General features: G+C 72.3%; 26 protein-coding genes. 17 read left to right on the top strand and 9 right to left on the bottom strand.

What is annotated here, in order from left to right; genetic code table 11:
- Nucleotides 1-45: 45 nt before the first annotated feature.
- Nucleotides 46-462, top strand: coding sequence for a DUF6069 family protein (locus tag BLV05_RS10200; protein ID WP_046771635.1), 417 nt, complete (start codon nucleotides 46-48; stop codon nucleotides 460-462).
- A 77-nt stretch (nucleotides 463-539) separates the two neighbouring features.
- On the opposite strand, the gene BLV05_RS10205 is transcribed toward BLV05_RS10200, so the two are convergent.
- Entirely contained in the window at nucleotides 540-995 is a 456-nt protein-coding gene (locus tag BLV05_RS10205) for a hypothetical protein (RefSeq protein ID WP_046771634.1), read from the bottom strand.
- A 135-nt stretch (nucleotides 996-1,130) separates the two neighbouring features.
- Nucleotides 1,131-2,015 (bottom strand): sigma-70 family RNA polymerase sigma factor, encoded by an 885-nt coding sequence (locus BLV05_RS10210; protein ID WP_046771633.1) that lies wholly within the window; start codon nucleotides 2,013-2,015, stop codon nucleotides 1,131-1,133.
- 71 nt (nucleotides 2,016-2,086) lie between these two features.
- Between BLV05_RS10210 and BLV05_RS10215 the strand changes: the two genes are divergently transcribed.
- Together BLV05_RS10215 and BLV05_RS10220 are read left to right on the top strand one after the other, a co-directional pair.
- Complete coding sequence (locus BLV05_RS10215; RefSeq protein ID WP_046771632.1) at nucleotides 2,087-2,872, top strand: SDR family oxidoreductase; 786 nt, start codon at nucleotides 2,087-2,089, stop codon at nucleotides 2,870-2,872.
- A 29-nt stretch (nucleotides 2,873-2,901) separates the two neighbouring features.
- Entirely contained in the window at nucleotides 2,902-3,321 is a 420-nt protein-coding gene (locus tag BLV05_RS10220; protein ID WP_046771631.1) for a hypothetical protein, read from the top strand.
- Here the strand turns inward: BLV05_RS10220 and BLV05_RS10225 are convergent.
- Nucleotides 3,276-3,680 (bottom strand): VOC family protein, encoded by a 405-nt coding sequence (locus BLV05_RS10225; protein ID WP_046771630.1) that lies wholly within the window; start codon nucleotides 3,678-3,680, stop codon nucleotides 3,276-3,278. The two genes, BLV05_RS10220 and BLV05_RS10225, sit on opposite strands and share 46 nt — an antisense overlap.
- Nucleotides 3,681-3,758: 78 nt before the next feature.
- Between BLV05_RS10225 and BLV05_RS10230 the strand changes: the two genes are divergently transcribed.
- The 7 genes from BLV05_RS10230 to BLV05_RS10260 all read left to right on the top strand — a co-directional run bounded on the left by BLV05_RS10230 (nucleotide 3,759) and on the right by BLV05_RS10260 (nucleotide 10,631).
- Complete coding sequence (locus BLV05_RS10230) at nucleotides 3,759-4,727, top strand: glycerophosphodiester phosphodiesterase (RefSeq protein ID WP_046771629.1); 969 nt, start codon at nucleotides 3,759-3,761, stop codon at nucleotides 4,725-4,727.
- 117 nt (nucleotides 4,728-4,844) lie between these two features.
- Complete coding sequence (locus BLV05_RS10235; protein WP_160312805.1) at nucleotides 4,845-6,038, top strand: right-handed parallel beta-helix repeat-containing protein; 1,194 nt, start codon at nucleotides 4,845-4,847, stop codon at nucleotides 6,036-6,038.
- 117 nt (nucleotides 6,039-6,155) lie between these two features.
- On the top strand, nucleotides 6,156-7,451 hold the full coding sequence (locus BLV05_RS10240; RefSeq protein ID WP_046771627.1) for an MFS transporter: 1,296 nt from the start codon (nucleotides 6,156-6,158) through the stop codon (nucleotides 7,449-7,451).
- A gap of 32 nt (nucleotides 7,452-7,483) precedes the next feature.
- A complete protein-coding gene (locus tag BLV05_RS10245; protein WP_046771626.1) occupies nucleotides 7,484-7,855 on the top strand; it encodes an ArsR/SmtB family transcription factor in 372 nt (123 codons plus the stop codon).
- On the top strand, nucleotides 7,852-8,514 hold the full coding sequence (locus BLV05_RS10250; protein ID WP_046771625.1) for an SRPBCC family protein: 663 nt from the start codon (nucleotides 7,852-7,854) through the stop codon (nucleotides 8,512-8,514). Before BLV05_RS10245 ends, BLV05_RS10250 begins: the two co-directional genes overlap by 4 nt.
- An 81-nt stretch (nucleotides 8,515-8,595) precedes the next feature.
- Nucleotides 8,596-9,816 carry an MFS transporter gene (locus BLV05_RS10255; RefSeq protein ID WP_046771624.1) on the top strand — a complete coding sequence of 407 codons (1,221 nt, stop codon included), beginning with the start codon at nucleotides 8,596-8,598 and terminating at the stop codon, nucleotides 9,814-9,816.
- Nucleotides 9,817-10,043: 227 nt separating this feature from the next.
- Nucleotides 10,044-10,631 carry a TMEM165/GDT1 family protein gene (locus tag BLV05_RS10260; protein WP_046771623.1) on the top strand — a complete coding sequence of 196 codons (588 nt, stop codon included), beginning with the start codon at nucleotides 10,044-10,046 and terminating at the stop codon, nucleotides 10,629-10,631.
- Here BLV05_RS10260 and BLV05_RS10265 read toward each other — a convergent pair.
- A complete protein-coding gene (locus tag BLV05_RS10265; RefSeq protein WP_052762959.1) occupies nucleotides 10,628-12,217 on the bottom strand; it encodes a dolichyl-phosphate-mannose--protein mannosyltransferase in 1,590 nt (529 codons plus the stop codon). The two genes, BLV05_RS10260 and BLV05_RS10265, sit on opposite strands and share 4 nt — an antisense overlap.
- A 60-nt stretch (nucleotides 12,218-12,277) precedes the next feature.
- Here BLV05_RS10265 and rsmI point away from each other — a divergent pair, with 60 nt between their 5' ends.
- A complete protein-coding gene (gene rsmI, locus BLV05_RS10270; protein ID WP_046771622.1) occupies nucleotides 12,278-13,141 on the top strand; it encodes a 16S rRNA (cytidine(1402)-2'-O)-methyltransferase in 864 nt (287 codons plus the stop codon).
- A gap of 23 nt (nucleotides 13,142-13,164) precedes the next feature.
- Here the strand turns inward: rsmI and BLV05_RS10275 are convergent, their stop codons facing one another.
- The 3 genes from BLV05_RS10275 to BLV05_RS10285 form a co-directional block, all read right to left on the bottom strand.
- The gene (locus BLV05_RS10275; RefSeq protein ID WP_046771621.1) at nucleotides 13,165-13,485 is read right to left on the bottom strand and encodes a nuclear transport factor 2-like protein; all 321 of its coding nucleotides are present in this window, start codon (nucleotides 13,483-13,485) and stop codon (nucleotides 13,165-13,167) included.
- Nucleotides 13,486-13,644: 159 nt separating this feature from the next.
- Nucleotides 13,645-14,559: a M56 family metallopeptidase gene (locus BLV05_RS10280; protein ID WP_046771620.1), complete on the bottom strand. Its 915-nt coding sequence runs from the start codon at nucleotides 14,557-14,559 to the stop codon at nucleotides 13,645-13,647.
- Nucleotides 14,556-14,942, bottom strand: coding sequence for a BlaI/MecI/CopY family transcriptional regulator (locus BLV05_RS10285; protein WP_231948792.1), 387 nt, complete (start codon nucleotides 14,940-14,942; stop codon nucleotides 14,556-14,558). Before BLV05_RS10285 ends, BLV05_RS10280 begins: the two co-directional genes overlap by 4 nt.
- 87 nt (nucleotides 14,943-15,029) lie before the next feature.
- On the opposite strand from BLV05_RS10285, the gene BLV05_RS10290 reads away from it, so the two are divergent.
- From BLV05_RS10290 to BLV05_RS10300, 3 genes are read left to right on the top strand one after another with little or no spacing between them, the layout of a single operon-like run.
- Entirely contained in the window at nucleotides 15,030-16,478 is a 1,449-nt protein-coding gene (locus BLV05_RS10290) for a cytochrome ubiquinol oxidase subunit I (RefSeq protein WP_046771618.1), read from the top strand.
- A 14-nt stretch (nucleotides 16,479-16,492) separates the two neighbouring features.
- Nucleotides 16,493-17,494, top strand: coding sequence for a cytochrome d ubiquinol oxidase subunit II (gene cydB, locus BLV05_RS10295; RefSeq protein WP_046771659.1), 1,002 nt, complete (start codon nucleotides 16,493-16,495; stop codon nucleotides 17,492-17,494).
- A gap of 11 nt (nucleotides 17,495-17,505) precedes the next feature.
- A complete protein-coding gene (locus BLV05_RS10300; RefSeq protein WP_046771617.1) occupies nucleotides 17,506-19,143 on the top strand; it encodes a Na+/H+ antiporter in 1,638 nt (545 codons plus the stop codon).
- Nucleotides 19,144-19,146: 3 nt separating this feature from the next.
- Here the strand turns inward: BLV05_RS10300 and BLV05_RS10305 are convergent, their stop codons facing one another.
- A complete protein-coding gene (locus BLV05_RS10305; protein ID WP_046771616.1) occupies nucleotides 19,147-19,560 on the bottom strand; it encodes a PRC-barrel domain-containing protein in 414 nt (137 codons plus the stop codon).
- Nucleotides 19,561-19,664: 104 nt separating this feature from the next.
- Between BLV05_RS10305 and BLV05_RS10310 the strand changes: the two genes are divergently transcribed.
- Together BLV05_RS10310 and ligD are read left to right on the top strand one after the other, a co-directional pair.
- Nucleotides 19,665-19,919, top strand: a complete 255-nt coding sequence (locus BLV05_RS10310) for a hypothetical protein (protein WP_046771615.1) — start codon at nucleotides 19,665-19,667, stop codon at nucleotides 19,917-19,919.
- A 19-nt stretch (nucleotides 19,920-19,938) separates the two neighbouring features.
- A complete protein-coding gene (gene ligD / locus BLV05_RS10315; protein ID WP_046771614.1) occupies nucleotides 19,939-21,201 on the top strand; it encodes a non-homologous end-joining DNA ligase in 1,263 nt (420 codons plus the stop codon).
- Nucleotides 21,202-21,211: 10 nt separating this feature from the next.
- Here ligD and BLV05_RS10320 read toward each other — a convergent pair whose 3' ends face one another.
- The gene (locus BLV05_RS10320) at nucleotides 21,212-21,913 is read right to left on the bottom strand and encodes a MerR family transcriptional regulator (RefSeq protein WP_046771613.1); all 702 of its coding nucleotides are present in this window, start codon (nucleotides 21,911-21,913) and stop codon (nucleotides 21,212-21,214) included.
- Between the two features lie 102 nt (nucleotides 21,914-22,015).
- On the opposite strand from BLV05_RS10320, the gene uvrA reads away from it, so the two are divergent.
- Nucleotides 22,016-24,565, top strand: a complete 2,550-nt coding sequence (gene uvrA, locus BLV05_RS10325; RefSeq protein ID WP_046771612.1) for an excinuclease ABC subunit UvrA — start codon at nucleotides 22,016-22,018, stop codon at nucleotides 24,563-24,565.
- The last annotated feature ends 41 nt before the right edge of the window (nucleotides 24,566-24,606 follow it).

Genomic DNA, 24,606 nt, shown 5'->3' on the forward strand with positions numbered 1-24,606 from the left:
TACCGCTGTCGAGGCATCGCCACCAGAGTGACAGCAGGAGGACACATGACGACGCAGGAGACGACGATGCGGCGACGGGCCGTGCTGGCGGTGGCGGGTGCGACGGTCGCGGGAGCCGTGCCGTGGGCCGTCGCGGAGATCGCCGGGGTGGACCTCGAGGTGACCTCTGCCGGCCTCACGATCGACGTCGGCGTGCTGCTCGTGGTGGGCACGGCGCTGGCGATGTCGCTGGCCGGGTGGTGGCTGCTGACCGTCCTGCAACGGCGCAGGAGCGACGCGCGGCGGGTGTGGACCATCGTCGCGGCGACCGTCCTGGTGCTCTCGCTGAGCGGCCCGCTGGTCGCCGAGGCGGACACCGACGCCAAGGTCTACCTGACGCTGATCCACCTGGCCGTCGGCCTGGTGCTGATCCCCGGTCTGCGGGCGGCCGCCGGTGCGGGCGTTGTCGGTGCCCGCCCGTAGGGTGGGACTCCCACCCGGACGGGAGGGGTCCGGGGCGCGGCGAAGCGAACAGCCGCCGAGCCGGACGCGACAGCTCCTCAGGGCCCTGCCATCGGATCGCTGGGCAGCCAGCCGTCCCAGTCGGGCAGGTTGGTGGACACCCAGTCGACGAAGTCGTCGCACCAGGTCGTGGTGTCGTCCGGTGCGGTCTGGGTGAGCCAGCTTCGGCAGGTGAGAAGCAGCCGCTGCGGCGTGGCCCAGGTCGTCCACGGACTCCGGCCGACGGTCGACAGCGAGTCGGTCAGCCAGTTCGCCAGCGACGCGCACCGGTCCTCGTCGCCGAGCTCCGAACGGTCCGGCGGCTCGGCCTCCGTCCACTGCTCGCAGGCCTGCTGGACCGCGGCGACCCGCTGTGCGGGATCGCTCACCGCCCAGTGCGTGCCGTGGTCGTGGGTCGACCACACGGCAGACGCCACCGCGGCCGAGGACACAGCGGTGACCAGCACCAGCGCGACCCCCGGCCACGCTGGTCCGGCCCGCGTGCCCCGCGCCACACACCCACTCTCGACCCGCCGGCGCCGTTCCAGCAGGGCCGAAAGGCCCACGTCATCGCGTTCGAGACAACGGCGAACCGGGCGCGGACGCCGGCCAGGACAGAGGCGGAGACGTGGACGGTGGGGGTTCGGGGCTCAGGTGGCGAAGGCGACCGGGTCGAGGCCGGCCAGCCGGTCCGGGTCGTACAGGACGTCGATCGCGGCGATCCGGCCGTCGGTGACGGTGAAGGCCATCACCGCGAACACCCGCTCGCCGATGACGACCACCGCGCCCGCCGCGCCGTTGACCAGCGCCGGCCGCGCGAACCGCGACAGTCGCCGCGCCATCGTCGCCTGGCCGGCGACCGTCCGGGCGCCGCGCAGCAGCACCGTCGGCCGGGTCCGCGACGCACCACCGTCGGCGCGCAGCACGACCTCGGGGGCGAGCACCGTCACCAGCGCGTCGAAGTCGCCGTCGCGGGCGGCCGCATAGAACGCGTCGACCGCGACCCGCTGCTTCGCGAGATCGGCGTCGGGCGCGGGCGCGGCCTCCTGGACCCGGCGCCGGCCCCGGCTGGCCAGCTGCCGGGCCGCGGCCGGGCTCCGCTCGACCAGCGGGGCGATGTCGTCGAACGGGACGGCGAACAGGTCGTGCAGCACGAACGCCAGCCGCTCGGCCGGGGTCAGCGTGTCCAGGACGACCTGCAGCGCCAGCCCGACGGAGTCGGCCAGCAGCGCCTCCTGCTCCGGATCGGGGCCGCTCAGCGGGCTGACGACCGGATCGGGCAGCCGCACCTCGGGGTCGTTCTCGTCCAGCGGCACCTCACCGCGGGTGGTCCGCGACCGCAGCAGGTTCAGGCACACCCGCCCGGCGACCGTCGTCAGCCAGGCGCCCAGGTTCTCGACGTCGGAGGTGTCGGTGCGCTGGTAGCGCAGCCACGTCTCCTGCACCGCGTCGTCGGCCTCGCTGAGCGACCCCAGCATCCGGTACGCCAGCGCGCGCAGCTGCGGCCGGTGACGCTCGAAATCGTCGTCACTCATCCCGTCACATCTCCCCGCCCCCGCGGGTCGGCGTGTTAGCGAACCACTTCGGCAGAGATCTGGAGCAGACAGTGACCACACCCCTTCTGGTGACCGGCGGCACCGGCACCCTCGGACGTCTCATCGTGCCACGGCTGGTCGAGGCCGGCCGGACCGTCCGGGTGCTCAGCCGCACACCGCACGAGCCGGCCGGCGGCGTCGAGTACGTGGCGGCCGACCTGCGCTCGGACGACGCCGACGACGCCGTCGCCGCGGCCGTCGACGGCGTCGGCGCGGTCCTGCACCTGGCCGGCGGGCCCAAGGGGGACGGCGAGGCGACGGCGCGGCTGGCCCGGGCGGCGGCGCGCGCCGGCGTGCGGCATCTGGTGCACATCTCGGCGATCGGCGCGGACCGCGTCCCGATCGCGTGGTTCCGGATGAAGCTGGCCGCCGAGGAGGCCGTGACCGGCGCGGGCGTGCCGTGGACCATCCTGCGCGCCGCCCAGTTCCACGACCTCGTCCTGAAGACCGCGACCGCGATGGCGAAGTCGCCGGTGATCCCGGTCCCCGGCGTCATCCGCTTCCAGCCCGTCGACGCCCGCGACGTGGCCGCGCGGCTGACCGAGCTGACTCTCGGCGAGCCGGCCGGGCTGGTCGCCGACCTCGCCGGGCCGCAGGTCACGCCGCTGCGCGACCTGGTGCGCTCGTACCTGACGGCGGCCGGCAAGCGGCGGGCGTTGCTGCCGGTGCCGCTGCCCGGCAAGGTCGGCCGCGCCTACCGCGACGGAGCCAACCTCACGCTCGACGCCGACCTCGGCACGCGGAGCTGGGAGGACTTCCTCGCCGAGCGGCTCGGCCAGCCGTCGCCGGCCGCCTGAGAGTCCCACGCGCCTGCCACACTGCGGACATGACGGACGTCCCGGACGCGCCTGCTCCTGCCGACCACCGCTGGCCGGCGTGGGCACTGCCGGCCGCGACCGCCGGTGGTGTGGTCCTGGTCCTCGCCGGCATGGGCCTGTCCGTGGCCCGCTACCGCGCGGAGCCGTTCGGGCTGGCGGTCGCGGTGCCGCTGCTGGTCGTCACGACACTGGCCGGCGCCGGAGTGGTCTCCAGGGCCATGCGGCACGGCCAGCGCCGGTACGCCGTCACCGAGATCGCCGTGATGCTAGGGGTCGCGCTGCTGTTCTACGCCGGCAGGACACCGGGCCATCTCGTGCTCGCCACGATGGTGGGCGGCGGCCTGCTCGCGACAGCGCGGACGATCCGCCGCGACCGCGACCGTCAGGCCACGAAGATGCAGAACGGGTGGCCGGAGAGGTCGGCGTAGACGCGCAGCGGCTCGTCCGGGTCGTCGGTGCGGTCGAAGATCATCCGGCCGCCCAGCTCCAGCACGCGGTCGTGCTGGACCAGCAGCTCCTCCATCGACGGCACCGTCATGTCCAGGTGCAGCTGCTGCGGGACGGCGTCGTCCGGCCAGGTCGACGGCGTCAGCTGGTCGACCTGCTGGAAGGCCAACCGGCGGCCGCCGTCCTCGTCGAGCAGGACGAGCCAGTCGTCGCCGGCGGGGTCGACGGTCTCGTGGCCGGGCCGGTACACGTAGCCGAGGAGCTGCCGGTAGAACTCCGCCAGCCCACGCGCGTCGGTGGTGTCCAGAACGGTCTGCAACACGCTGGGGTACGTCGTCATGCCGGCGACCGTACCCGCCGGGTCCGACGTTCACCTGCCGTCGGCGCGACTGTCACCGGCGGGCACTACCGTTCGCCCATGAGCAGGCTCACCGGTCTTCTGGCCGCCGGCGCCGTCGCCGCGGTCCTCATCCCGACGACGGCGGCTGCGGCCGCACCGGTCGCGTCGGCCGCGGACAACCCGTGGCTGGAGCGGCGCGTCCTCAACATCGCGCACCAGGGCGGCGAGCTCGAGGCGCCGTCCGACACCCTCTATGCGTTCAAGACGGCGCTCGACAAGGGCGCAGACGTGCTCGAGCTGGACGTCCACGCGACGGCCGACGGCGAGCTGGTCGTGCTGCACGACACCACCGTCGACCGCACGACGAACGGCACCGGGCGGGTCGACGGGCTGACGCTGGCGCAGATCCGCGCGCTCGACGCGTCGTACTGGTTCGTGCCCGGCTGCGGCACCTGCCACGACGGCGCGCCCGGCGACTACGTGTTCCGCGGCGTCGCGACGGGCGAACGGCCGGCCCCGGCGGGCTACACCGCCGAGGACTTCCGCATCCCGACGCTGCGCGAGGTGCTCGAGGCGTTCCCGGGCGTGCTGATCAACGTCGAGATCAAGCGGACCCGGCCCGAGACGTCGCCGTACGAGCGAACCATGGCCGACCTCCTGCGCGAGTTCGGCCGTGGCACCGACACCGTCGTCGCGTCGTTCTCCGACAGCGCGGTGACCCGGTTCAAGCTGTACAACCGCGACGTCAGCACGTCACCGGGCACCGCGCAGGCCACGGCGTTCTGGCTGAACACGCTCGGCCCGCTGACCGGCATCACGCTGCACGGGCACCACGCGCTGCAGGTGCCGCCGTCGCAGTCGGGCATCCCGGTGGTGACCGCCGACTTCGTGGCCGACGCGCACCGCCGCGGCCTCGCCGTCCACGTCTGGACCATCAACGACCGCGCCCAGATGGAGCGGCTCATCGACCTCGGCGTCGACGGCATCATGACCGACCGGCCGACCCTGCTGGAGCAGGTGCTGCAGGAGCGCGACATCTCGGGATAACTCGGGACATAACCGAATTCTCACCCAATCTTGACCGTCTCCTCCTGAATGGTCGACAGCGTCAAGGCCATGAGAACCCCCCTCAGAACGGCGGCTGCGGCCGCGATCCTGATTCTCATGGCGACAGTGTTCGTCCCGGGCTCCGCCCATGCGGCGCCCAACTGCGGCGCCGTCGTCACGACCAACACGACCGTCACGGCCAACCTCACCGACTGCCCCGGCGACGGACTGATCATCGGCGCGCACAACATCACCCTCAACCTCAACGGGCGGACGATCGACGGCGTCGGGCTCGGCGTCGGCATCCGCAACAACGGCTTCGACAACGTCACCATCCGCAACGGCACGATCACCGGGTTCGACTACGGCGTCGCGCTCAACCCGGGCACCCTCGGCAACCTGGTCACCGTCCTGACCGTCCGCGACAACGAGGTGGCCGGCGTCCAACTGTCCAACGCCGACACCAACAACCGCGTCATCAGCAACACTGTCGAGCACCTGTCGCAGCGCGGCATCGCCGTGATCAACGACTCCAACGGCAACGTCGTACGCAGCAACACGGTGCGCAACAACTCCGACGGCATCTACGTCGGCGGCTCGCAGAGCAACCTCGTCGAGCTGAACAACGTCAGCGGCACCAGCGACCAGAGCGTCCAGGTCGAGGGCGGGCGCAGCAACACGCTGCGGCAGAACACCATCTCGACCGGCGGCGACGGCGCCATCCGCCTGACCAGCACGACCCTGAATGTCGTCGACAACAACACCGTCACCGCCAGCGGTGACTCCGGCATCGAGCTGATGACCGCGCCGAGCAACCAGGTGATCAACAACCGGGTCTCCGGCAGTAGCGACTCCGGCATCATGCTCACGTCGTCGAACGGCAACACCGTCCGCTCGAACAACCTCAACGTCAGCGGGCCCAACGCCGCCGGCATCGAGGTGGTGTCGTCGAACTCGAACACCGTGCAGTCCAACGCCGCGAACTCGCAGCTCAGCCACGGCATCGAGCTGCAGAACTCGGCGTCGAACCGGCTGCTGAGCAACACCGCGAACAGCAACAACAGTTCCGGCATCTACGTGTCCGGGTCGGCCGGCGTCGCGGCGAACCTGCTGGAGGCCAACACCGCGAGCAGCAACGAGGGCGACGGCATCCACGTCGCCAACGCCGGCAACACGCTGCGCCGCAACATCGCCCGGCTCAATGGCGGCTGGGGCATCTACGCGGTCGCGGGCAACACCGACGGCGGCGGCAACCGGGCCAGCGGCAACGACGAAGCGGCCCAGTGCTCGGGGGTGGTGTGCACCGCCTGACCCGTCACCAGGATGTCGCTGGATGCGGCGGGCGGACCACCGGGCATAGTTCGGGGCCATGAGCGCTTGTACCTTGGCAGTCGCGACGAGGCGACTGGACGAGAGGACCCCGCGCCGATGAACTCGCAGGCCCGCCGCATCCAGAGCATCTACATCACGCTCATGCTCGGCAACACGCTGGCCGCCTCGTTCATCTGGGGCATCAACACGCTGTTCCTGCTCGACGCCGGGCTGAGCAACCTGGAGGCGTTCGCCGCCAACGCCTTCTTCACCGTCGGCATGGTGCTCTTCGAGGTCCCGACCGGGGTCGTCGCCGACACCGTCGGGCGGCGGGCGTCGTACCTGCTCGGCACGTTGACGCTGGCCGGGTCGACCGCGCTGTACTACCTGATGTGGCAGATCAGCGCGCCGTTCTGGGCGTGGGCCGTGGTGTCGGCGCTGCTGGGGCTGGGGTTCACGTTCTTCTCCGGCGCAGTCGAGGCGTGGCTGGTCGATGCGCTGCACTTCGCCGGGTACGACGGCACGCTCGAGGCGGTGTTCGGCCGCGGCCAGATGGTCTCCGGCGTCGCGATGCTCGGCGGCTCGGTCGCCGGCGGCGTGATCGCGCAGGCCACGACGCTGGGCGTGCCGATGCTGCTGCGGGCCGGCGTGCTGGTCGCGATGTTCGTCGTCGCGTACCTGCTGATGAAGGACCTCGGCTTCACGCCCGACCGGACCACCAGCCCCGGCAAGGTCGTGCGCGGCATCTGGACGTCGTCGATCGAGCACGGCCTGCGCAACCCGCCTGTGCGCTGGGTCATGCTGGCCGCGCCGTTCGCCTCCGGCGTCGGCTTCTACACGTTCTACGCGCTGCAGCCGTACCTGCTGGAGCTGTACGGCGATCCGGACGCCTACTCGATCGCCGGGCTCGCGGCGGCGGTCATGGCCGGTGCACAGGTCGTCGGCGGGTACGTCGCCCCGCACGTCCGCAAGCTGTTCCACAAGCGGACGACCGCACTGATCGGTGGGACGGTGATCAGCGCCGTCGTGCTCCTGCTGCTCGGCATCACCGACGCGTTCTGGGCGGCGATGGTGCTGCTGGTCGTCTGGTCGCTGATCGGGGCGGCGGAGATGCCGATCCGGCAGGCGTACCTCAACGACATGATCCCGTCGAAGCAGCGGGCGACGGTGTTGTCGTTCGACTCGCTGATGGGCAACGCGGGCGGTGTGGTCATCCAGCCGGCGCTGGGCCGGACCGCGGACGTGTACAGCTACGGCACGTCGCTGGCGATCGGCGGCGCGATCCAGCTGCTGGCCGCACCGTTCCTGATCGGCAGCCGCCGGCAGCACTCGCCGGCCGACACCGCCGTCACCGTGCCCGGTTCGCCGGTAGCGGACACCGTCGAGCCGCCGGACGAGGAATTGAAGCGTTGACTTATATAAGCGCGAGACGATAGGTTGCGGATGTGCATGCGTTCGACGTGCTCGGCGACCCGGTTCGCCGCCGGATCCTGGAGCTGCTCGCCGACGGCGAGCTGACCTCCGGCGCCGTCACGTCGGTCATCCAGCAGGAGTTCGGCATCTCGCAGCCGGCGGTGTCGCAGCACCTCAAGGTGCTGCGCGAGGCCGGGTTCGCCACCGTGCGGCCCGACGGCGCCCGCCGGCTGTACGCCGTCAGCACCGAGCCGCTGCGCGACGTCGACGCGTGGCTCGACCGCTTCCGGCGATTCTGGACCCCTCCTCTGGATGCACTGGCCACCGAGCTGGCCAGGGGCAAGCGCCAACGCCGGCTGCAGGAGCAGGCCGGGCCGGACCCGAACCAGGAGAACTCCCCATGATCGAGGTCGTCCAGCAGGTCAACGCCGTGCGCCGCACCGTCGGCTCGCGCACCATCGAGGCCGGCGAGGCCCGCACCGTCACCGTCAGCCAGACCTACCCGGCCGCGGTCGAGGACGTCTGGGACGCGGTGACCAACCAGGAGCGCATCCCGCGCTGGTTCTCGCCGGTCAGCGGCGAACTGAAGCTCGGCGGGCGGTACCAGGTCGAGGGCAACGCCGGCGGCACCGTCGAGCGCTGCGACCCGCCCGAGAGCTTCGCCGTGACCTGGGAGTTCAACGGCCAGACCAGCTGGGTCGAGGTCCGGCTTTCCTCTGACGGCGACGAGCGGACCCGGTTCGAGCTTGAGCACATCGCCCTGGTCGACAGCGCCGGACTCGAGTTCTGGGACCTCTACGGCCCCGGCGCCGTCGGCCTCGGCTGGGACCTCGCGTTCGTCGGACTCGCCCTCCACCTCGCCTCCGGTGGCGAGGCCGTCGACCCGACGGCGGTCGAGGCCTGGACCATGAGCGACGACGGCCGGCGGTTCGTCGCCCAGGCCAGCGAGCGCTGGCGCGACGCCAACATCGCCTCCGGGTTCGCCACCCCCGAGGCCGCCCAGGGCGCGGCGGACCGGACGACCGCCTTCTACACCGGCGAAGAGGCGCCGCAGCAGGGCTGATACCAGCCGGCTGGCGACCGCGCGGTCCCATGATCATCGGGGCAGCGGACCTTGTCGGACCCTCGAACTAGCGTTCGGCGCATGGTGATCGTGGACGACGCCGCCGAGGCGGTTCGGTGGCGCGGTGGGTACGGGCGGCTCTGGACGGCGGCGGTGCTGTCGCGGTTCGGCGACTCCGTCCGCAACGTCGCGCTGCCGCTGGTCGCCGTCGGGCTCACCAGCTCGCCGTTCGTGCTGTCGATGGTCTCCGCCGCCGGTTTCCTGCCGTGGCTGGTGTTCGGGCTGCTCGGCGGCGCGCTGGCCGACCGCGTCGACCGCCGCCGGGCGATGTGGATGGTCGACGTCGTGCGCGGCGCGCTGGTGGCGGCGTTCGCCATCGCCCTGGCGCTCGGCCACGCGCACATCGCGGTGCTCGCGATCCTCGCGTTCGCGCTGACCACGATGCAGACGCTGTTCGACAACGCGGCCACGGCCATTCTCCCGGGCATCGTCCCGCGCGGCGCGCTGCCGTCGGCCAACGCCCGGCTGATGACCGGGCAGGCACTGGCGGGCTCGTTCCTCGGCGCGCCGGCGGCCGGGCTGCTGGTGACGGCCGGTCTCGCGCTGCCGTTCGCGGTGGACGCGGCGACGTATCTGGTGGCGGCGGCGCTGATCGCGTCGCTGCCACGGTCGGCGCCGCTGCCGCCGCGACCGCCCGGTTCCACCCTGCGGGCCGAGATCGGCACCGGACTGCGCCGGCTCTGGGCCGATCGGCTGCTGCGCGGCATCTGCCTGGCCAACCTGCTCGGCAACCTGGTCATCGGCGGGCTCCAGGCGATCATGGTGCTGATCATCACCCGCTGGGCCGGCGCCTCCGACATCGTGTTCGGCCTGGTCCTGGCGACGTACGGCGCCGGCGGCGTCCTCGGCGGGCTGGTCGCGACGCGCATCGGACGCTGGGCCGGAGCCGCCCGGGCCATGGTCCTGGCGCTCGTGGCGCAGGTCGGCTGCCTGCTCGTCATCGGCTCGGTGCCGCACCCGGCGGCCACGGCGGCCGCGCTGGCGGTCTTCGGGGTCGCCGGCATGGTCGTCAACGTCCACATGGTCTCGCTGACCCAGCAGCGCATCCCGGTCGAGCTGCTCGGCCGGGTCAGCTCCGCCTCGCGGACCGTCGGCATCGTCGGCGCTCCGGCCGGTGCGCTGCTGTTCGGCGCGCTGGCCGAGGTCACCGAGGTCAACGTGCCCGCGCTCGTGGGTGCGGCGGTCATGGCGGCCTCGGCCCTGGTCGTCCTCCGCGCCGACCGTGCCATGGCCGGCGGGTGAACCGCGGGGTGTGAAGCTGCGCACGTCGGCTGGATTCCTGATCCGCGATGCCGGTAAGCTCCTCGCAGCGAAGGGGAGTAGCCCCCAATGTCGCGGTCGACACACTGACGCTCCGGCGTCCGGCCGCGCGGCCTCGTCCTCGAGGCGGGCGAGACCTTCGACCCATGGCAGTAACTGCCGGGTCGGAGTCTCGCACCTTCCGGCCAGGCGTGACCGGAAGGGATCCGATGGCCGACCTGTGGGCCGCGTTCCTCGTGAGCTTCGGCGTCATCTTCGTGGCGGAGCTCGGCGACAAGTCCCAGCTGATGGCGCTGACGTTCGCCACCCGCTTCAAGGCGTGGCACGTCATCGCCGGCATCACGATCGCCACCACCGTCGTGCACCTGGCGTCGGTCGCGATCGGCTTCGGCCTGGGCGAGGCGCTCCCGACCGGCTGGATCAACCTCGTCGCGGCGGTCGCGTTCTTCGGCTTCGCGGCCTGGACGTGGCGCGGCGACACGCTGACCGACGACGAGAAGAGCAAGGCCGAACGCGCGACGCGGGCGGCCATCATCGCCGTCGGCACCGCGTTCTTCCTGGCCGAGCTGGGCGACAAGACCATGCTCGCCACCATCACGCTGGCCGCCGACCACGACTGGGCCGGCGTCTGGATCGGGTCGACGGTCGGCATGGTCGCCGCCGACGCCCTGGCCATCGTCGTCGGGCGCTATCTGGGGCAACGGCTGCCGGCGCGGCTGATCCAGATCGGTGCCGCCACGCTGTTCGTCCTGTTCGGCGTCTGGCTGCTGATCGAGGGGATCGCCGAGCTCACCTAGATCCAGCTGCTGAACCACATCCGGGAGCGCCAGTCGTCGTACGAGATCAGCTGGTCGACGTGGATCGGGTAGAACCAGGCGGCCACCGCGACCACCACCAGGATGTAGCCGCCGGCGATCGCCACCCCGACGGCGCGCCGTCGCGGTGAGGCGTCCGGCGGCCCGATGATCAGTCCCAGCGCGAACGTCACGGCCAGCACCAGGAACGGCACGATGGCGACCGCGTAGAAGTAGAAGATGGTGCGGTCGGTGAACAGCAGCCACGGCACCCAGGTCGCGATGACGCCGGCCAGGATGGCGCCGGCCCGCCAGTCGCGGCGGAAGAACCACCACCACAGGCACACCAGCAGCGCCGCGCAGGCGCCCCACCACAGCGGCGGCGTGCCCAGCGCGAGCACCGCCTGACTGCACCGTTCGACCTGGCAGCCGCCCTCGCCGAGGTCGTAGCCCTCGTAGTCGAACGACACCGGCCGGCCGAGGTAGAGCCACTCCCAGGCGTTGGACTGGTAGTCGTGCGGGGTGTCCAGGTCGCGGTGGAACACCCACATGTCCCAGTGGTAGTGCCAGAGGCTGCGCACCCAGCCCGGGAACAGCTGGCCGAGCGCGGACGGGGAGTTCTCCGCTGCCCACTGCCGGCCCCACCCGTTCTCGGAGAAGATCCAGCCCCACCACGACGCCACGTACACGACGAACGTCGTGCCGACCATCGTCACGAACGCCACCGGGCCGTCGCGCAGCAGCGAGTTCAGCACCGGGCTGCGCAGGCCGGCCGCACGCCGGGTGCCCATCTCCCAGATCACCGTCATCAGCCCGAACACGGCGACGGCATACAGGCCGCTCCACTTGGTGCCGCAGGCCAGCCCCAGCATGAGGCCGGCCGCCAGCCGCCACGGCCGCCACCAGAACAGCGGGCCGTCGCCGGCGTCGGTCAGCCCGCGGGCCATCCGGGCCTCGACCCAGTCCGCATATCTGGCCCGTGACCAGTCGCGATCGACCAGCAGACAGCCGAACGCCGCGACGACGAACATCGCCAGGATGCCGTCGAGCACCGCCGTCCGGCTCATCACGATCGACAGGCCGTCGACGGCGAGCAGCAGGCCGGCCACGCACCCGAGCAGCGTCGACCGGAACAGCCGCCGGCCGATGCGGGCGACCATGACCACCATCGCCACGCCGCACAGCGCGACCGCGATGCGCCAGCCGAACGGGTCCATGCCGAACACGCGGATGCCCTGGCCGATGAGGAACTTGCCGACCGGCGGATGCACGACGAACGACGGCTCGCCGAGGAAGACGTCGAGATCGCCGTCGAGAATCCGCTCGTTGGCGTCCTCGGTGAACTTGCGCGAGTAGCCGAACAGCAGCTGCGAGTAGGCGTCCTTGGCGTAGTACGTCTCGTCAAAGATGATCTTGTTCGGCCGGCCGAGGTCGATCAGCCGCAGCACCGCCGCGACCACTCCGACCAGCAGCGGGCCGATCCAGCCCCAGACGCGGTCGGTCGGCAGCTGCCGGACGAGGCGGGACCGGATCTCGGTCGCGGACCTCGCCGTCGCGGATGCCTCGGGGGCGTCAACCGTCTGGGTCACCGGGTCATCCTACGAGTGCTCGCTGTGAAGTCCGCCGCACCGTTGCGCGAGGATGGGCGGGTGGCGAACTCGACGGCGGACGGTGTCCTGGTGCTGGCCGGCACCCCGATCGGCGACGTCGGCGACGCTCCGCCCCGGCTGGCGGCGGAGCTGGCGGCCGCCGATGTGGTGGCCGCCGAGGACACCCGGCGGCTGCTCAGGCTGACGTCGTCGCTGGGTGTGACGATCCCCGGGCGGCTGGTGTCGTACTTCGAGGGCAACGAGTCCGCGCGGACGCCGGAGCTGCTGACGGCGCTGACGGACGGCGCGCGCGTGGTGCTGGTCACCGACGCCGGCATGCCGTCGGTGTCCGACCCCGGGTACCGGCTGGTGGCGGCCGCGGTCGAGGCGGGCGTGCGGGTGACGTCGGTGCCCGGGCCGTCGGCGGTGTTGACGGCGCTGGCGGTCAGCGGGCTGCCGGTCGACCGGTTCTGCTTCGAGGGCTTCCCGCCGCGGCGGCCGGGGGAGCGGTCGCGGACCTTCGCGGCGCTGGCGGACGAGCCGCGGACGATGGTCTTCTTCGAGTCGCGGCACCGGCTGGCCGACACGCTGACGTCGATGGCGGCGGCGTTCGGGGCGGACCGCGCGGCGGCCGTGTGCCGCGAGCTGACCAAGACGCACGAGGAGGTCCGGCGCGGGCCGCTGGGCGACCTCGCCTCGTGGGCGGAGAGCGACGGGCCGCTCGGCGAGATCACGCTGGTGGTGCAGGGCGCACCGCCCCGTTCGGCGACCGCGACACCCGCCGACGCGGTGGAGCTGGTGTTCGAGCGCGAGGCGGCCGGCGTGCGCCGCAAGGACGCGATCGCCGACGTCGCTCGTGACCTGGGGCTGCCCAAGCGCGAGGTCTACGCCGCGGTGGTGGCGGCCAAGGACGCCGCCGAGTAGCGCGCCCGGCACCGCGGCGGCGGTCAGGCCTGGCCGGTCTCGAGCCTGCTGATCTTCCCGTCGACGACGGTGAAGGACCAGGTGGTGCGCATCTGGCCCCAGGTGTCGTTGCGGAACCCCGCGACCAGCGACCGCCCGTCCGCCGACTGGGACTCGACGTCCATGTGGCCGTTGACGGTGAAGATCTCGCGGTCGATCCAGTCCTCGAGGTCGCGCTGCGAGCCGTCGTCGGTCAGGACGGCGTCCGGCGTGAGCACCGCGAGGAAGGCGGCGCGGTCGCCGTCGTCGATGGCGGTGACGAGGGAACGGACGGTGGGATCGGTGAGCTCCGCGGCGGGGATCATCCCGGCTCCTTCGGTTCGAACGTGGGCCGTCACGAGCCAACCTATGCGCGAAGGGGAGGACCCGGAGCAGGTATGCCGACTCCGCGTGTTGACATCAGCGCCAACAGTTGGCGCTCAGGTCAACCCTCGGAATCGCGACCGGACCGCCAGGGTCGGCCGTCAGGGCAGGAGCGCGTGCGACAACGCCGTCAGCCAGGGCACCGCGACCGCGATGGTCGGCACCGCCACCAGCGCCGCGGCGAGCGTGTAGGCCAGTCCCGCGATCAGCCACGCCGGGACGCCGCCCGCGGCCGCACCCGGGGCGGCGGCCAGACGGCGGATGCGGACCGCGGGCGTGACCGATCCGGACCCCAGCGCGCCGGCCGGGACGGGCGCGTCGGCCATCCGGGCCAGCGCCCGGGCCAGCGGCACCGCGCCGCTGTGCCGCCGCGCGGCGTCGTCGGCGAGCATCTCGACGAGGCCTGCCGCCGACTCCAGCGCGACCGAGCTGCGCGCCAGCCGCGGGAACGCGTCGTGGAGCACGCCGAAGCCCTCCAGCACGAGGTCGTGGCGGGCCCGGGCGTGCGCCCGCTCGTGCGCCAGTACGGCGGCGGTCTCGTCCGAGCCCAGTGCATCCAGCGCCGGCGCCGACACGACCACCCGCGACCGGACGCCCGGGATGCAGTACGCCACCGGCCGCTCGACGTCGACGACCAGCGCGCCCGGCGCCCGGCGGTCGGACCGTCCGACGAGGTCGACGACGTGGCGGTGCCGGCGCCGGCGGGCCCGCAGCGCCATGCCGAGCGTGTGCGCCGACCACAGCAGCCGCGCCGTCACCACCAGCGTGAGGACCAGCGAGACGGCGTGCAGCACCACCAGCCACCCCGACGGCGACGGGTGCGTCATGACCAGGGTCCCCGCTGACGCACCGGCGCCGAGCGCGGACAGCACGGCGGCCAGCGCGACCGCCTGCCAGAGCACCAGCGCCGCCCGCGGCACCCGCGCCGGCCACGAGGCCCGGGCCAGCAGCGCCGGCACCGGGCCGGTGAGCAGCAGCGCGAGGACGAGCAGGACCACGGGGGTCGTCTCGGTCACGACGCGTCCGCCGACCGCTCGACCGCCTCCAACGCTTCACGCAGCGCCCGCGCGTCGTCGGTGGAGGCGGACCCGACGAAGCGCAGCAGCGCCGCCGTCCGGTCCGAGCCGTCGACGGTGTCGAGCGCCTCGTGCATGAGCTCGGCGGTCAGCTCGTCGCGGGAGACGGCGGCGTGGTAGCGGTAGGCGCGGCCGTCGCGCAGCTGCTCGGCCGACCCCTTGCGGGCCAGCCGGTCGAGCACCGTCATGACCGTCGTGTAGGCGATGTCGCGCGACCCGGCCAGCGCCTCGTGCACCTGACGCACGGTGGCCGGCGCGCCGAGCGCCCACAGCTGCTCCATGACGGCGCGTTCGAGCTCACCGAGTCGGGCGCGTCCTGGCACGTTCCCCAGTCTACCGACCGCTCGTAGTACTACAGTATGTCGTAGCATCTACGACGGAATGTAGTACGCACGGGAGGGTGCTCGACGATGGACGTGCTGGACCTCGCCCGCTGGCAGTTCGGCATCACGACGGTGGTGCACTTCTTCTTCGTCCCGTTCACCATCTCGATGGCGTTCCTCGTCGCGATCATGCAGTCGGTCTGGATGCGCACGAAGAGCGAGCGGTGGCTGCGGCTGACCAAGTTCTTCGGGAAGCTGCTGCTCATCAACCTCGCCGTCGGCGTGGTGACGGGCCTGGTGCAGGAGTTCCAGTTCGGCATGAACTGGAGCGACTTCAGCCGGTTCGTCGGCGACGTGTTCGGCGCGCCGCTGGCGATGGAGGCGCTGCTCGCGTTCTACCTGGAGTCGGTCTTCGTCGGCGTCTGGATCTTCGGCTGGGGCCGCATCCCGCCGAAGATCCACCTGGCGACGATCTGGATCACGGCCTGCGGGACGCTGCTGTCGGCGTACTTCATCCTGGCCGCGAACTCGTTCATGCAGAACCCGGTCGGCTACGAGATCAACGAGGAGGCCGGACGAGCCGAGCTCACCGACATCTGGGCGGTGCTGACGAACAAGGTGCTGCTCATCACGTTCCCGCACACGATCTTCGCGGCGTTCATGGTCGGCGGCGGCGTGGTCGCGGCGGTCGCGATGTGGCACCTTGTCCGCGGGGCCCGCAACCCGGACGACGCGGCGCCCGGCAAACCGTCCGACCAGGGCGCCTTCCGCACCGCGCTGCGCATCGGCGCCGTCACCGTCCTCGTCGGCGGCATCGGCGTCGCGGTCACCGGCGACACCCAGGGCAAGATCATGACCGAGGTGCAGCCGATGAAGATGGCCGCCGCCGAGGCGCTCTACGAGACCCGGCAACCGGCGCCGTTCTCGCTGTTCACCGTCGGCACGCTCGACGGCAGCGAGGCGCTGTACTCGATCGAGGTGCCACGCCTGTTGTCGTGGCTCGCGACCGGCTCGTTCGACGGCGAGGTCGAGGGCATCAACGACCTCCAGGCGCAGTACGAGGAGGAGTTCGGCCCGGGTGACTACAGCCCGAACATCCCGGTCACGTACTGGACGTTCCGGATGATGATCACGATGGGCGGGCTGGCCGGGCTGATCGCGCTCTGGCAGCTGTGGGCGACCAGACGCGGACGAGCCCCGACCTCGCCCTGGGCACTGCGCGCGGCCGCCGTCCTGCCGGTGTTGCCGCTGGCCGGCAACGCGTTCGGCTGGATCTTCACCGAGATGGGCCGGCAGCCGTGGCTGGTGTTCGGCCTGATGCCGACGGCGTCCGGGGTCAGCCCCAGCACCACGGCCACGACCGTATTCATCTCACTGGCCGCGTTCACCATCCTGTACGCCGGCCTGACCTGGCTCTGGGTGCACCTGCTGGTCAAGCACGCGCGGCCCGGCCTGCCCGACGTCTCGCCACCGGCGGAGGACGAGAAGGACGACGACACCGACGACGCCGACAAGCCGCTGAGCTTCGCGTATTGAGAGGAGTGGCGATCATGGAGTTGAACACGCTGTGGTTCCTGCTCATCGCGGTCCTGTGGATCGGCTACCTCGCGCTCGAGGGCTTCGACTTCGGCGTCGGCATGCTGACCCGCCGGTTCGCCCGCGACGACATCGAGCGCCGCGTCCTCATCAACACGATCGGCCCGGTCTGGGACGGCAACGAGGTCTGGGTCATCACGGCGGTCGGCGCGACGTTCGCCGCGTTCCCGGAGTGGTACGCGACGGCATGGTCGGCGTACTACCTGCCGCTGGTGCTGATCCTGCTGACGCTGATCGGCCGCGGCCTGGCCTTCGAGTACCGCGCCAAGGGCGACACCGAGAGCTGGCGGCGGCGCTGGGATCTGGTGATCTTCGCCGGGTCTGTGGTGCCGGCGTTCCTGTGGGGCGTCCTGCTGGCCGCGTTCGTGCAGGGCCTGCCGCTGGATGAGAGCCACGACTTCGTCGGCGACCTCGGCGACGTCGCCACGCCGTACACGCTGCTCGGCGGCCTCGTGACGCTGGGGCTGGCGCTGCTGCACGGCGCGCACTACCTCGCGCTGAAGACCGTCGGCGACCTCCGCGACCGCGCGCGGCGGCTGGCCGGACGGCTCGCGGTCCCGGTCGCCGTCGTGCTGGCCGGGTTCCTGGCATGGACGGTGTTGCGCGACGACACCCGCTCGTGGCTCGCGGCGGCCGCGGCGCTGGTCGCGGTGGCCGCGATCGCGGCCGGTGCGACGGCGACGGCGCGCGGCCGCGAGGGCTGGGCGTTCGTCGCGACGTTCGCCACCGTGGCGGCCACGGGCGCGACGCTGTTCGCCGCGCTCTACCCGGACGTGCTGCCGTCGACCCTCGACGCCGCCGACGGGCTGACCACCGCCAACGCGTCGTCGTCGGACTACACCCTCACGGTGATGACGTGGGTGGCCGTGCCGTTCGTGCCGGCCGTGCTCGCGTACCAGAGCTGGGTCTACTGGATGTTCCGCAAACGGATCGGCGTGCAGCACATCCCGGGCTAACCTGCCAGACGATGCAGTTGCTGCTCGTGGTGGTGGGCGCGATCGCGGTCACCGCGGTCGCCAACCGGCGCGGGTTGCAGCCGTCGATCGTGGTCGTGGTGCTGGCCTCGGCGGTGTCGTTCGTGCCCGGACTGCCGCGGTTCGAGCTGGAGCCGGAGCTGATCCTCAGCGTCGTGCTGCCGCCACTGTTGTACTCCGCGGCGCTGGACTTCTCCGTCTACAGCCTGGCCCGCAACCTGCGCCCGATCCTGTCCCTCGGCGTCGGCATGGTGGTCGTGTCGACGCTGGTGACCGCCGTGGTGGCGAACTGGATCGTGCCCCAGTTCGGTCTCGTGGCGGCGCTGGTGCTGGGCGCGGTCGTGGCGCCGCCAGACGCCGTCAGCGCGGTCGCGATCGGGCGGAAACTGGGGCTGCCGAAACGGCTGATGACGATCCTGACCGGCGAGAGCCTGGTCAACGACGCCACCGCGCTGACCATCTTCACGCTGGCGGTGGCCGCGGCGACCGGCAGCCACCCGTTCATCGACAACGCCGTCCTGCTGTTCCTATACGCGTCGGTGGTCGGCTGCGGCGTCGGCCTGATACTGGCCGCCGGGGTGCACTGGACCCGGCAGCGGCTGGGGGAGAGCGGCCTGGAGACGGCGCTCGGGCTGGTCGTGCCGTTCGCGGCGTACCTGTTCGCCGAGGAGCTGCACGGGTCGGGCGTCCTTGCCGTCGTCGCCGCCGGGTTCTGGCTCGGCCACCACGACGCCAACGCCGGCTTCGAGACGCGGCTGCAGGGCCGGCAGGTCTGGCGCAGCCTGGACACGCTCCTCGAGGCGTTCGTCTTCGCCTACATGGGCCTGCAGTGCAGTTTCGTCTTCGCCGACCTGCCGCTGCACGGCGGCCAGTGGGCCCAGTTCGCGCTGTCCGCCGTCGTCGTGCTGTTGACGGTGTTGCTGATCCGGCCGTTCTGGGTGTTCCTCACCTACGGCCAGCGGGTGCTGCGGCGTCGGTACCTGCCGTTCCTGCGGCGACGGCGACGGCGCCAGGGCCTCCTGGGCGACCACCGGCCGCTGCCGCGGAACCAGCTGCTGATCCTCTCGTGGTCGGGCATGCGCGGCGTGGTCACGCTGGCCGCGGCCGCCGGTGTGCCGGCCGTGACGGCGTCGGGCGAGCCGTTCCCCGGCCGCACGGCCATCCAGGCGCTCGCGTTCGTCGTCGCCGTCGGCAGCCTGCTCATCCAGGCGCCGACGCTGCCGTTCCTGGTCCGCCGCCTGAACATCAGCGCCGACGCCGAGGAGGAGGCGGAGGCCGAGGAGGTGCGCCGGGCCCGGCGGATCGCCCGGTCGGCGGCCGAGCAGGCGCTGCGCGACATGATCGACCACCCGCCGCCGGGCGCGGACCCGGCCGTGCTCGCCACCATGCGCGACCGCTTCGCCGAGGCGATGCGGGCCCGGCAGTCCGCCGACGACCTGGACGCCGAGGTCGAGGAGGCCGAACACGCCCCTGTCGTGCGCGAGACCATGCTGGCCGTCCGCCGCGAGCTGCTCGCCGCCCAGCGTCGCGCGCTCACGGACGCGCGCGACGCCGGCGAGCTGGACGACGAGGTGATGCGCCGCGAGCTGGAGCGGCTGGACTACGAGGAGGCGGCCGCCGCGGCGGACTGACGGTCACAGATAGAAGGGATATGCCGGGTACGCGTAGCCGGCCGCCCAGAACGGCGGGTAGCCGTAGTAGCCGTACAGCTCCTCGTAGTAGTCCGCGGCCGACACCAGGTCGGGGTCGTAGGCCGGCGCGCCGGCCACGTGGCCGCGGTCCTGGCCGATGTGCACCTTCTCGTCGATCTTCACGACCGCGTCGACGGGGATCAGCTGCTTCTTCTCGCCCAGGCCGAGGAAGCCGCCGGAGCCGACCTGGAGGAACCGCACCTTCAACCCCTGGGGGTCGATGACGAGGTCGTCGACGGTGCCGACCTCGTCGTCGTTGCGGTCCACGACCTCCTTGCCACGGACATCGTCCTCGGTCTTCACAGTCAGGTCGGAGTCGGCCAGATGTACCAGCGTGCGCGGAGTGTCAGTAGTCATGGTGAACTCCCCTCTCTCCTCGTCCTGTACCCCACCCGCCTCAGGACGCACATCGGGGCTGTCGCCGTGGGATCGTGGAGGCACGGCGGCCGTGGGAGGGTGCCATGCGGGGCGACAGGGTCGAGATCGTCATCGACGCCGGCGACACCACGCGCAGCTACGAGGTGGTGGCCACGAAGGCCGGCCGCCGGGTCGACGTCACGATCGGCCGCGGTGTGGTCGTGGTGGCGGAGGTGACGCGGTCCGGGACGCCGGTGCGCATGGCCCGGTTCATGTCCAGTCGGGTGCTCGCGCTGGTGGAGCACCCGGTCGCCGAGGCGGCGCTGGCCCAGGAGCCGTCGCCGCCCGAGCCGTCGTGACGCCGTTTATGGTGGTGTCATGTCGTCCTCGCAGGTGCTCGAGGTCGCCGGGCATGAGGTGACCATCACCCATCCTGACAAGGTGGTCTTCCCCGACGACGGCCACACCAAGCTGGACCTCGTCCGCTACTACCTGGCCGTGGCCGAGGGTGCCCTGCGCGGCGTCGAGGGCCGGCCGATGATCCTCAAGCGGTTCGTCAAGGGCATCGACCAGGAGGCGTTCTTCCAGAAGCGCGCTCCCGACAAGCGGCCCGACTGGATCGAGGTCGCCACGCTGCGCTACCGCTCCGGCACGTCCGCCGACGAGGTCGTCGTGCGCGACGCCGCGGCGCTGGCCTGGGTGGTCAACCTCGGCTGCATCGACCTCAACCCGCACCCCGTCCGCGCCGAGGACCTCGACCGTCCCGACGAGCTGCGCATCGACCTCGACCCCAACCCGGGCATCGAGTGGCCGCAGATCCTCGACGTCGCGCAGGTGGCGCGCGAGGTGCTCGAGGACCACGGCCTCGCCGCCTGGCCGAAGACGTCGGGCTCGCGCGGCTTCCACATCTACACCCGCATCGACCCGCACTGGTCGTACCGCCAGGTCCGGCTGGCGGCCGAGACCGTCGCCCGCGAGGTCGAGAACCGCGCGCCGGACATCGCGACCGCCAAGTGGTGGAAGGAAGAGCGCGAAGGCGTCTTCGTCGACTTCAACCAGAACGCCAAGGACCGCACCGTCGCCTCCGCCTACTCCGTCCGCGCCAAGGCCGACGCCCGGGTGTCGATGCCGCTGACGTGGGACGAGGTCCCGCACTGCCGGGCCGAGGACTACACGCTGGCCACCGCGCCGCGGCGGTTCGCCGACATCGGCGACCCGTGGGCGGGCATCGAGACCTCGGCCGGCTCGCTGGAGCCGCTGCTCGAGCTGGCCGAGCGGCTCGGCCCGGCGGAGAAGCCGCCGAAGGGCACCGGGCGGCGCACCCAGACGATGCCGCTGATCGAGATCGCCCGCGCCAAGACCAAGGACGAGGCGCTGGCCGGGCTGGAGCGCTGGAAGCAGCGGCACACCGACGTCGTGCCGCATCTCGAGCCGGCCGACATCCTGGTCGACGGCATGCGCGGGCGCAGCTCGCTCTGGTACCGCATCCGGCTCAACCTGCAGCACGTGCCCGAGGACCGCCGACCCGAGCAGGAGCCGCTCGAGGTCGACTACGACCCGTGGGCGGGCACCCCGTGGTCGAACGCCGGCGAGGCGGTCCGGGAGGCGCGGGAGGCCGCTCGCGACTCCGCGTCCGACTGACCCCGCGGTCTCAGCTGGTCAGGTAGGCGTGCAGCCGGCCGGCGCCGTCCAGCATGGCCAGCGCCCGCGCGGTCTGCTGCTCCCGCCGCTGGGCGAGGACGGCGCGCAGCGCCTCGGTGCTGGCCGTGCGGCGCAGTTCGCCGAGCACCAGGCGCACCTGCGGCAGCCCGTACCGGCTCTGCCGCAGCAGGTTGACCAGTTGCGCGTCGCGGACGTCGTCGGGGCCATAGCTGCGGTACGACGTGCCCGGCTCGCGCGCGGGCGTGAGCAGGCCGTACGCCTCCCACGTGCGCAGCGCCGACGGCCGCACGCCGATCCGCCGGGCGACGTCGCCGACGCGAAGGCCGGGCTCGCCCCGCGTCGAGGGCGCAGGCTGCGTGGGACCGGCCGCGAGGGTCTCGACGGCGGCGGCGGTCTCGCGCAGCTGCCGGCGCTGGTCGTGCAGCTCCGCGTGGACGGCGTCGACCTGCGCGAGCGCAGCGGCGACGTCGCCGTCGTGCACCGTCAGCATGATCGAGCGCGCCGCGACGACGCCGTAGCCCGCCAGCAGCGCCCGGTAGGTGAGCAGCGCCTGGCGGTGCCGCTCGGAGAACTGCCGGTAGCCCGACTCCGACCGCGGCACCGGCGGCAGCACGCCGGCCTCCTCGTAGTTGCGGACCTGCTGCGCCGAGACGCCCACCGTCCGCGCGAGATCGACCGGCCGCAGCGCCATCCGTTCGCCTCCCCTTGAACGCCGTACTTGAAGCTTATCCGGACGCTCGCTGCGCCGTTCGCGGCAAACCTTCAAGAAGCAGTTGAATGAGAGAATTGAAGGATGGATTTCGGTGAGATCAGGGTCAACAATGCCCGGCTGCACAACCTGAAGAACGTCACCGTCGGCATCCCGCGCCACCGGCTGGTCGTGCTGACCGGCCGGTCCGGCTCCGGCAAGTCCACTCTGGCCTTCGACCTGCTGCACCGCGAGGGCCAGCGTCAGTACATGGAGTCGCTGGGGCTGGTCACCGCGTGGGTGAGCAAGGCGCCGGTCGACTCCATCACCGGCCTGTCGCCGTCCATCAGCATCGACCAGCACCTGACCAACCGCAGCCCGCGGTCCACCGTCGGCACCGCCACCGAGGTGTTCACCTACCTGCGGCTGCTGTGGGCCCGCGTCGGCCACCGTCCCTGCCCGTCCTGCGGCTCGCTGCTGCCGCCCAGCTACCAGGCCGGCGACGACGACCCGTGGGACGACGAGTCCGGCGAGCCGCGCGACGCCGAGACGGTCGGCTGCGCGCACTGCGGCGCCGAGGTCCCCGACCTCGTCATGGGCGACTTCTCCTTCAACAAGCCGTCCGGCGCCTGCCCGACGTGCACCGGCCTGGGTGTGGTCATGCGGCCCGACACCGCCCGGCTGATCGACGACGGCGTCAGCGTCGCCGAGGGCGCGGTGCTGGGCTGGCACCCGGTGACGACCGACCGCAACATCCAGGTGCTGCAGGCCGCCGGACGGCACTACGGGTTCGAGTTCGACGCGTACGCGCCGGTCCGCGAGCTCGACGACGTCCAGCGCGACCTGCTGCTGCACGGCGTCGAGAGCCCGGAGTTCCAGCGCCACGTCACCGTCGCCGCGCCGCCGCGCACCGTCGCCGCCGGCCGGTTCGAGGGCGTCGCGACCGGCGTGCTGCGCCGCTACGCCGACCGCATCGAGGACGCCGGCTACCGCGAGAAGACCGAGCGGCTGCTGCGCCAGGAGACCTGCCCCGGTTGCGACGGCACCCGGCTGCGCCCGGAGAGCCGCCGGGTCACCGTCGCCGGGCTGACCGTCGTCGACGCCGCCAGGCTGCCGCTCCGCGAGCTGGCCGCCTGGATCGCCGCGCTGCGCGAGCGGGTCGCCGCCGAGGAGTGGACGTTCGCCGAGCCGGTCGTCGCCGACCTGCACGAACGCGTCCGCCGCTTGGTCGACGTCGGCGTCGAGTACCTGACGCTGGAGCGGTCGACGCCGAGCCTGTCCGCCGGCGAGGCGCAGCGGCTGCGGCTGGCGTCGCTGCTCGGGTCCGGGCTCACCGGCGTGCTGTACGTGCTGGACGAGCCGACCATCGGGCTGCACCCCTCCGACGTCGCCCGGCTGGTCGACGTGCTGCGCCGGCTGCGCGACCTCGGCAACACCGTGCTGGTCATCGAGCACGACCTCGAGGTGCTGCGGGCCGCCGACCACGTCATCGACATCGGTCCCGGCGCGGGTCGCGACGGCGGCCGGGTGGTCGCGGCGGGCACACCGGACGAGGTCGCGGCGGCGGAGGGGTCGGTCACCGGGGCGTACCTGTCCGGCCGGTCGCGGGTGCCCGGCCTGGCGACGACGACGCGGCCGGACAGTGACGGCCCGGCGCTCGTCGTCCGCGGCGCCCGCGCGCACAACCTCAAGGACGTCACCGTCACGCTGCCGCTGGGCCGGCTGGTCGCCGTCACCGGGCCGTCCGGGTCGGGGAAGTCGTCGCTGGTGCTCGACATCGTCGACAAGGCGGGACGGCAGCGGTTCCACGGCGCCGGCGACCCGCCCGGCGAGCACGACGGCATCGACGGCTGGACGCACCTGGACAAGGTCGTGACGATCGACCAGCAGGCGGCCGGGCGGATGCCGCGGTCCAACGCGGCCACCTACTCCGACGCGTTCACCCCGATCCGCGAGGCGTTCGCCGCGACCGAGGGCGCCCGCGAGCAGGGACTGACGGCCGGGCACTTCTCCTTCAACGTGCCCGGCGGACGGTGCGAGCGGTGCACCGGCGCCGGGGTGCTGAACGTGTCGATGCACTTCCTGCCCGACGTCCAGGTGCGCTGCCCGGTCTGCCGCGGCCGCCGGTTCACCCGCGACGTGCTGCGGGCGAAGTACCGCGGCCACGACATCGCGCAGGCGCTGTCGATGACCGTCGCCGAGGCGGTCGAGCTGTTCGCCGACGTGCCCGGTGCGGTGTCGCGGCTGCGGCTGCTCGACGACGTCGGCCTGGGCTACCTGCAGCTCGGCCAGCCGACGACGACCCTGTCCGGCGGCGAGGCGCAGCGGATCAAGCTGGCGAAGGAGCTGGCCCGCCGGTCCACCGGCCGCACGCTCTACCTGCTCGACGAGCCCACCACCGGCCTGCACGTCGACGACGTCGCGCGGCTGCTCGGCGTGCTGCGGCGGCTGGTCGGCGCCGGCAACACCGTCATCGCGATCGAGCACGACCTCGACGTCGTCCGGACCGCGGACTGGGTGGTCGACCTCGGCCCGGCCGGGGGAGCGGCGGGTGGGCAGGTCGTCGCGGCGGGCACGCCGTCCGCGATCGCGGCGGCCCCGGAGTCGCGAACCGGCGCGTTCCTCCGCGCCCGCCTGACTGCCGCCCCCGCCTGACCCCGAGCCCGAGTTGATCTTGGAGTAGTTCGGCCATCTAT

Origin of the sequence: Jiangella alkaliphila, assembly GCF_900105925.1 — a bacterium.
GTDB classification, from domain to species: Bacteria; Actinomycetota; Actinomycetes; order Jiangellales; family Jiangellaceae; genus Jiangella; species Jiangella alkaliphila.

Coding starts and splice junctions, on each gene's coding strand:
- BLV05_RS10235 (WP_160312805.1), top strand. CDS start 4,845: ATGGCGACAGTGTTCGTCCCGGGCTCCGCCCATGCGGCGCCCAACTGC.
- BLV05_RS10260 (WP_046771623.1), top strand. CDS start 10,044: ATGGCCGACCTGTGGGCCGCGTTCCTCGTGAGCTTCGGCGTCATCTTC.
- BLV05_RS10200 (WP_046771635.1), top strand. CDS start 46: ATGACGACGCAGGAGACGACGATGCGGCGACGGGCCGTGCTGGCGGTG.
- BLV05_RS10255 (WP_046771624.1), top strand. CDS start 8,596: ATGGTGATCGTGGACGACGCCGCCGAGGCGGTTCGGTGGCGCGGTGGG.
- BLV05_RS10300 (WP_046771617.1), top strand. CDS start 17,506: ATGCAGTTGCTGCTCGTGGTGGTGGGCGCGATCGCGGTCACCGCGGTC.
- BLV05_RS10210 (WP_046771633.1), bottom strand. CDS start 2,015: ATGAGTGACGACGATTTCGAGCGTCACCGGCCGCAGCTGCGCGCGCTG.
- BLV05_RS10225 (WP_046771630.1), bottom strand. CDS start 3,680: ATGACGACGTACCCCAGCGTGTTGCAGACCGTTCTGGACACCACCGAC.
- BLV05_RS10320 (WP_046771613.1), bottom strand. CDS start 21,913: ATGGCGCTGCGGCCGGTCGATCTCGCGCGGACGGTGGGCGTCTCGGCG.
- BLV05_RS10240 (WP_046771627.1), top strand. CDS start 6,156: ATGAACTCGCAGGCCCGCCGCATCCAGAGCATCTACATCACGCTCATG.
- BLV05_RS10230 (WP_046771629.1), top strand. CDS start 3,759: ATGAGCAGGCTCACCGGTCTTCTGGCCGCCGGCGCCGTCGCCGCGGTC.
- ligD (WP_046771614.1), top strand. CDS start 19,939: ATGTCGTCCTCGCAGGTGCTCGAGGTCGCCGGGCATGAGGTGACCATC.
- BLV05_RS10290 (WP_046771618.1), top strand. CDS start 15,030: ATGGACGTGCTGGACCTCGCCCGCTGGCAGTTCGGCATCACGACGGTG.
- BLV05_RS10275 (WP_046771621.1), bottom strand. CDS start 13,485: ATGATCCCCGCCGCGGAGCTCACCGATCCCACCGTCCGTTCCCTCGTC.
- BLV05_RS10250 (WP_046771625.1), top strand. CDS start 7,852: ATGATCGAGGTCGTCCAGCAGGTCAACGCCGTGCGCCGCACCGTCGGC.
- BLV05_RS10310 (WP_046771615.1), top strand. CDS start 19,665: ATGCGGGGCGACAGGGTCGAGATCGTCATCGACGCCGGCGACACCACG.
- BLV05_RS10305 (WP_046771616.1), bottom strand. CDS start 19,560: ATGACTACTGACACTCCGCGCACGCTGGTACATCTGGCCGACTCCGAC.
- BLV05_RS10220 (WP_046771631.1), top strand. CDS start 2,902: ATGACGGACGTCCCGGACGCGCCTGCTCCTGCCGACCACCGCTGGCCG.
- cydB (WP_046771659.1), top strand. CDS start 16,493: ATGGAGTTGAACACGCTGTGGTTCCTGCTCATCGCGGTCCTGTGGATC.
- uvrA (WP_046771612.1), top strand. CDS start 22,016: ATGGATTTCGGTGAGATCAGGGTCAACAATGCCCGGCTGCACAACCTG.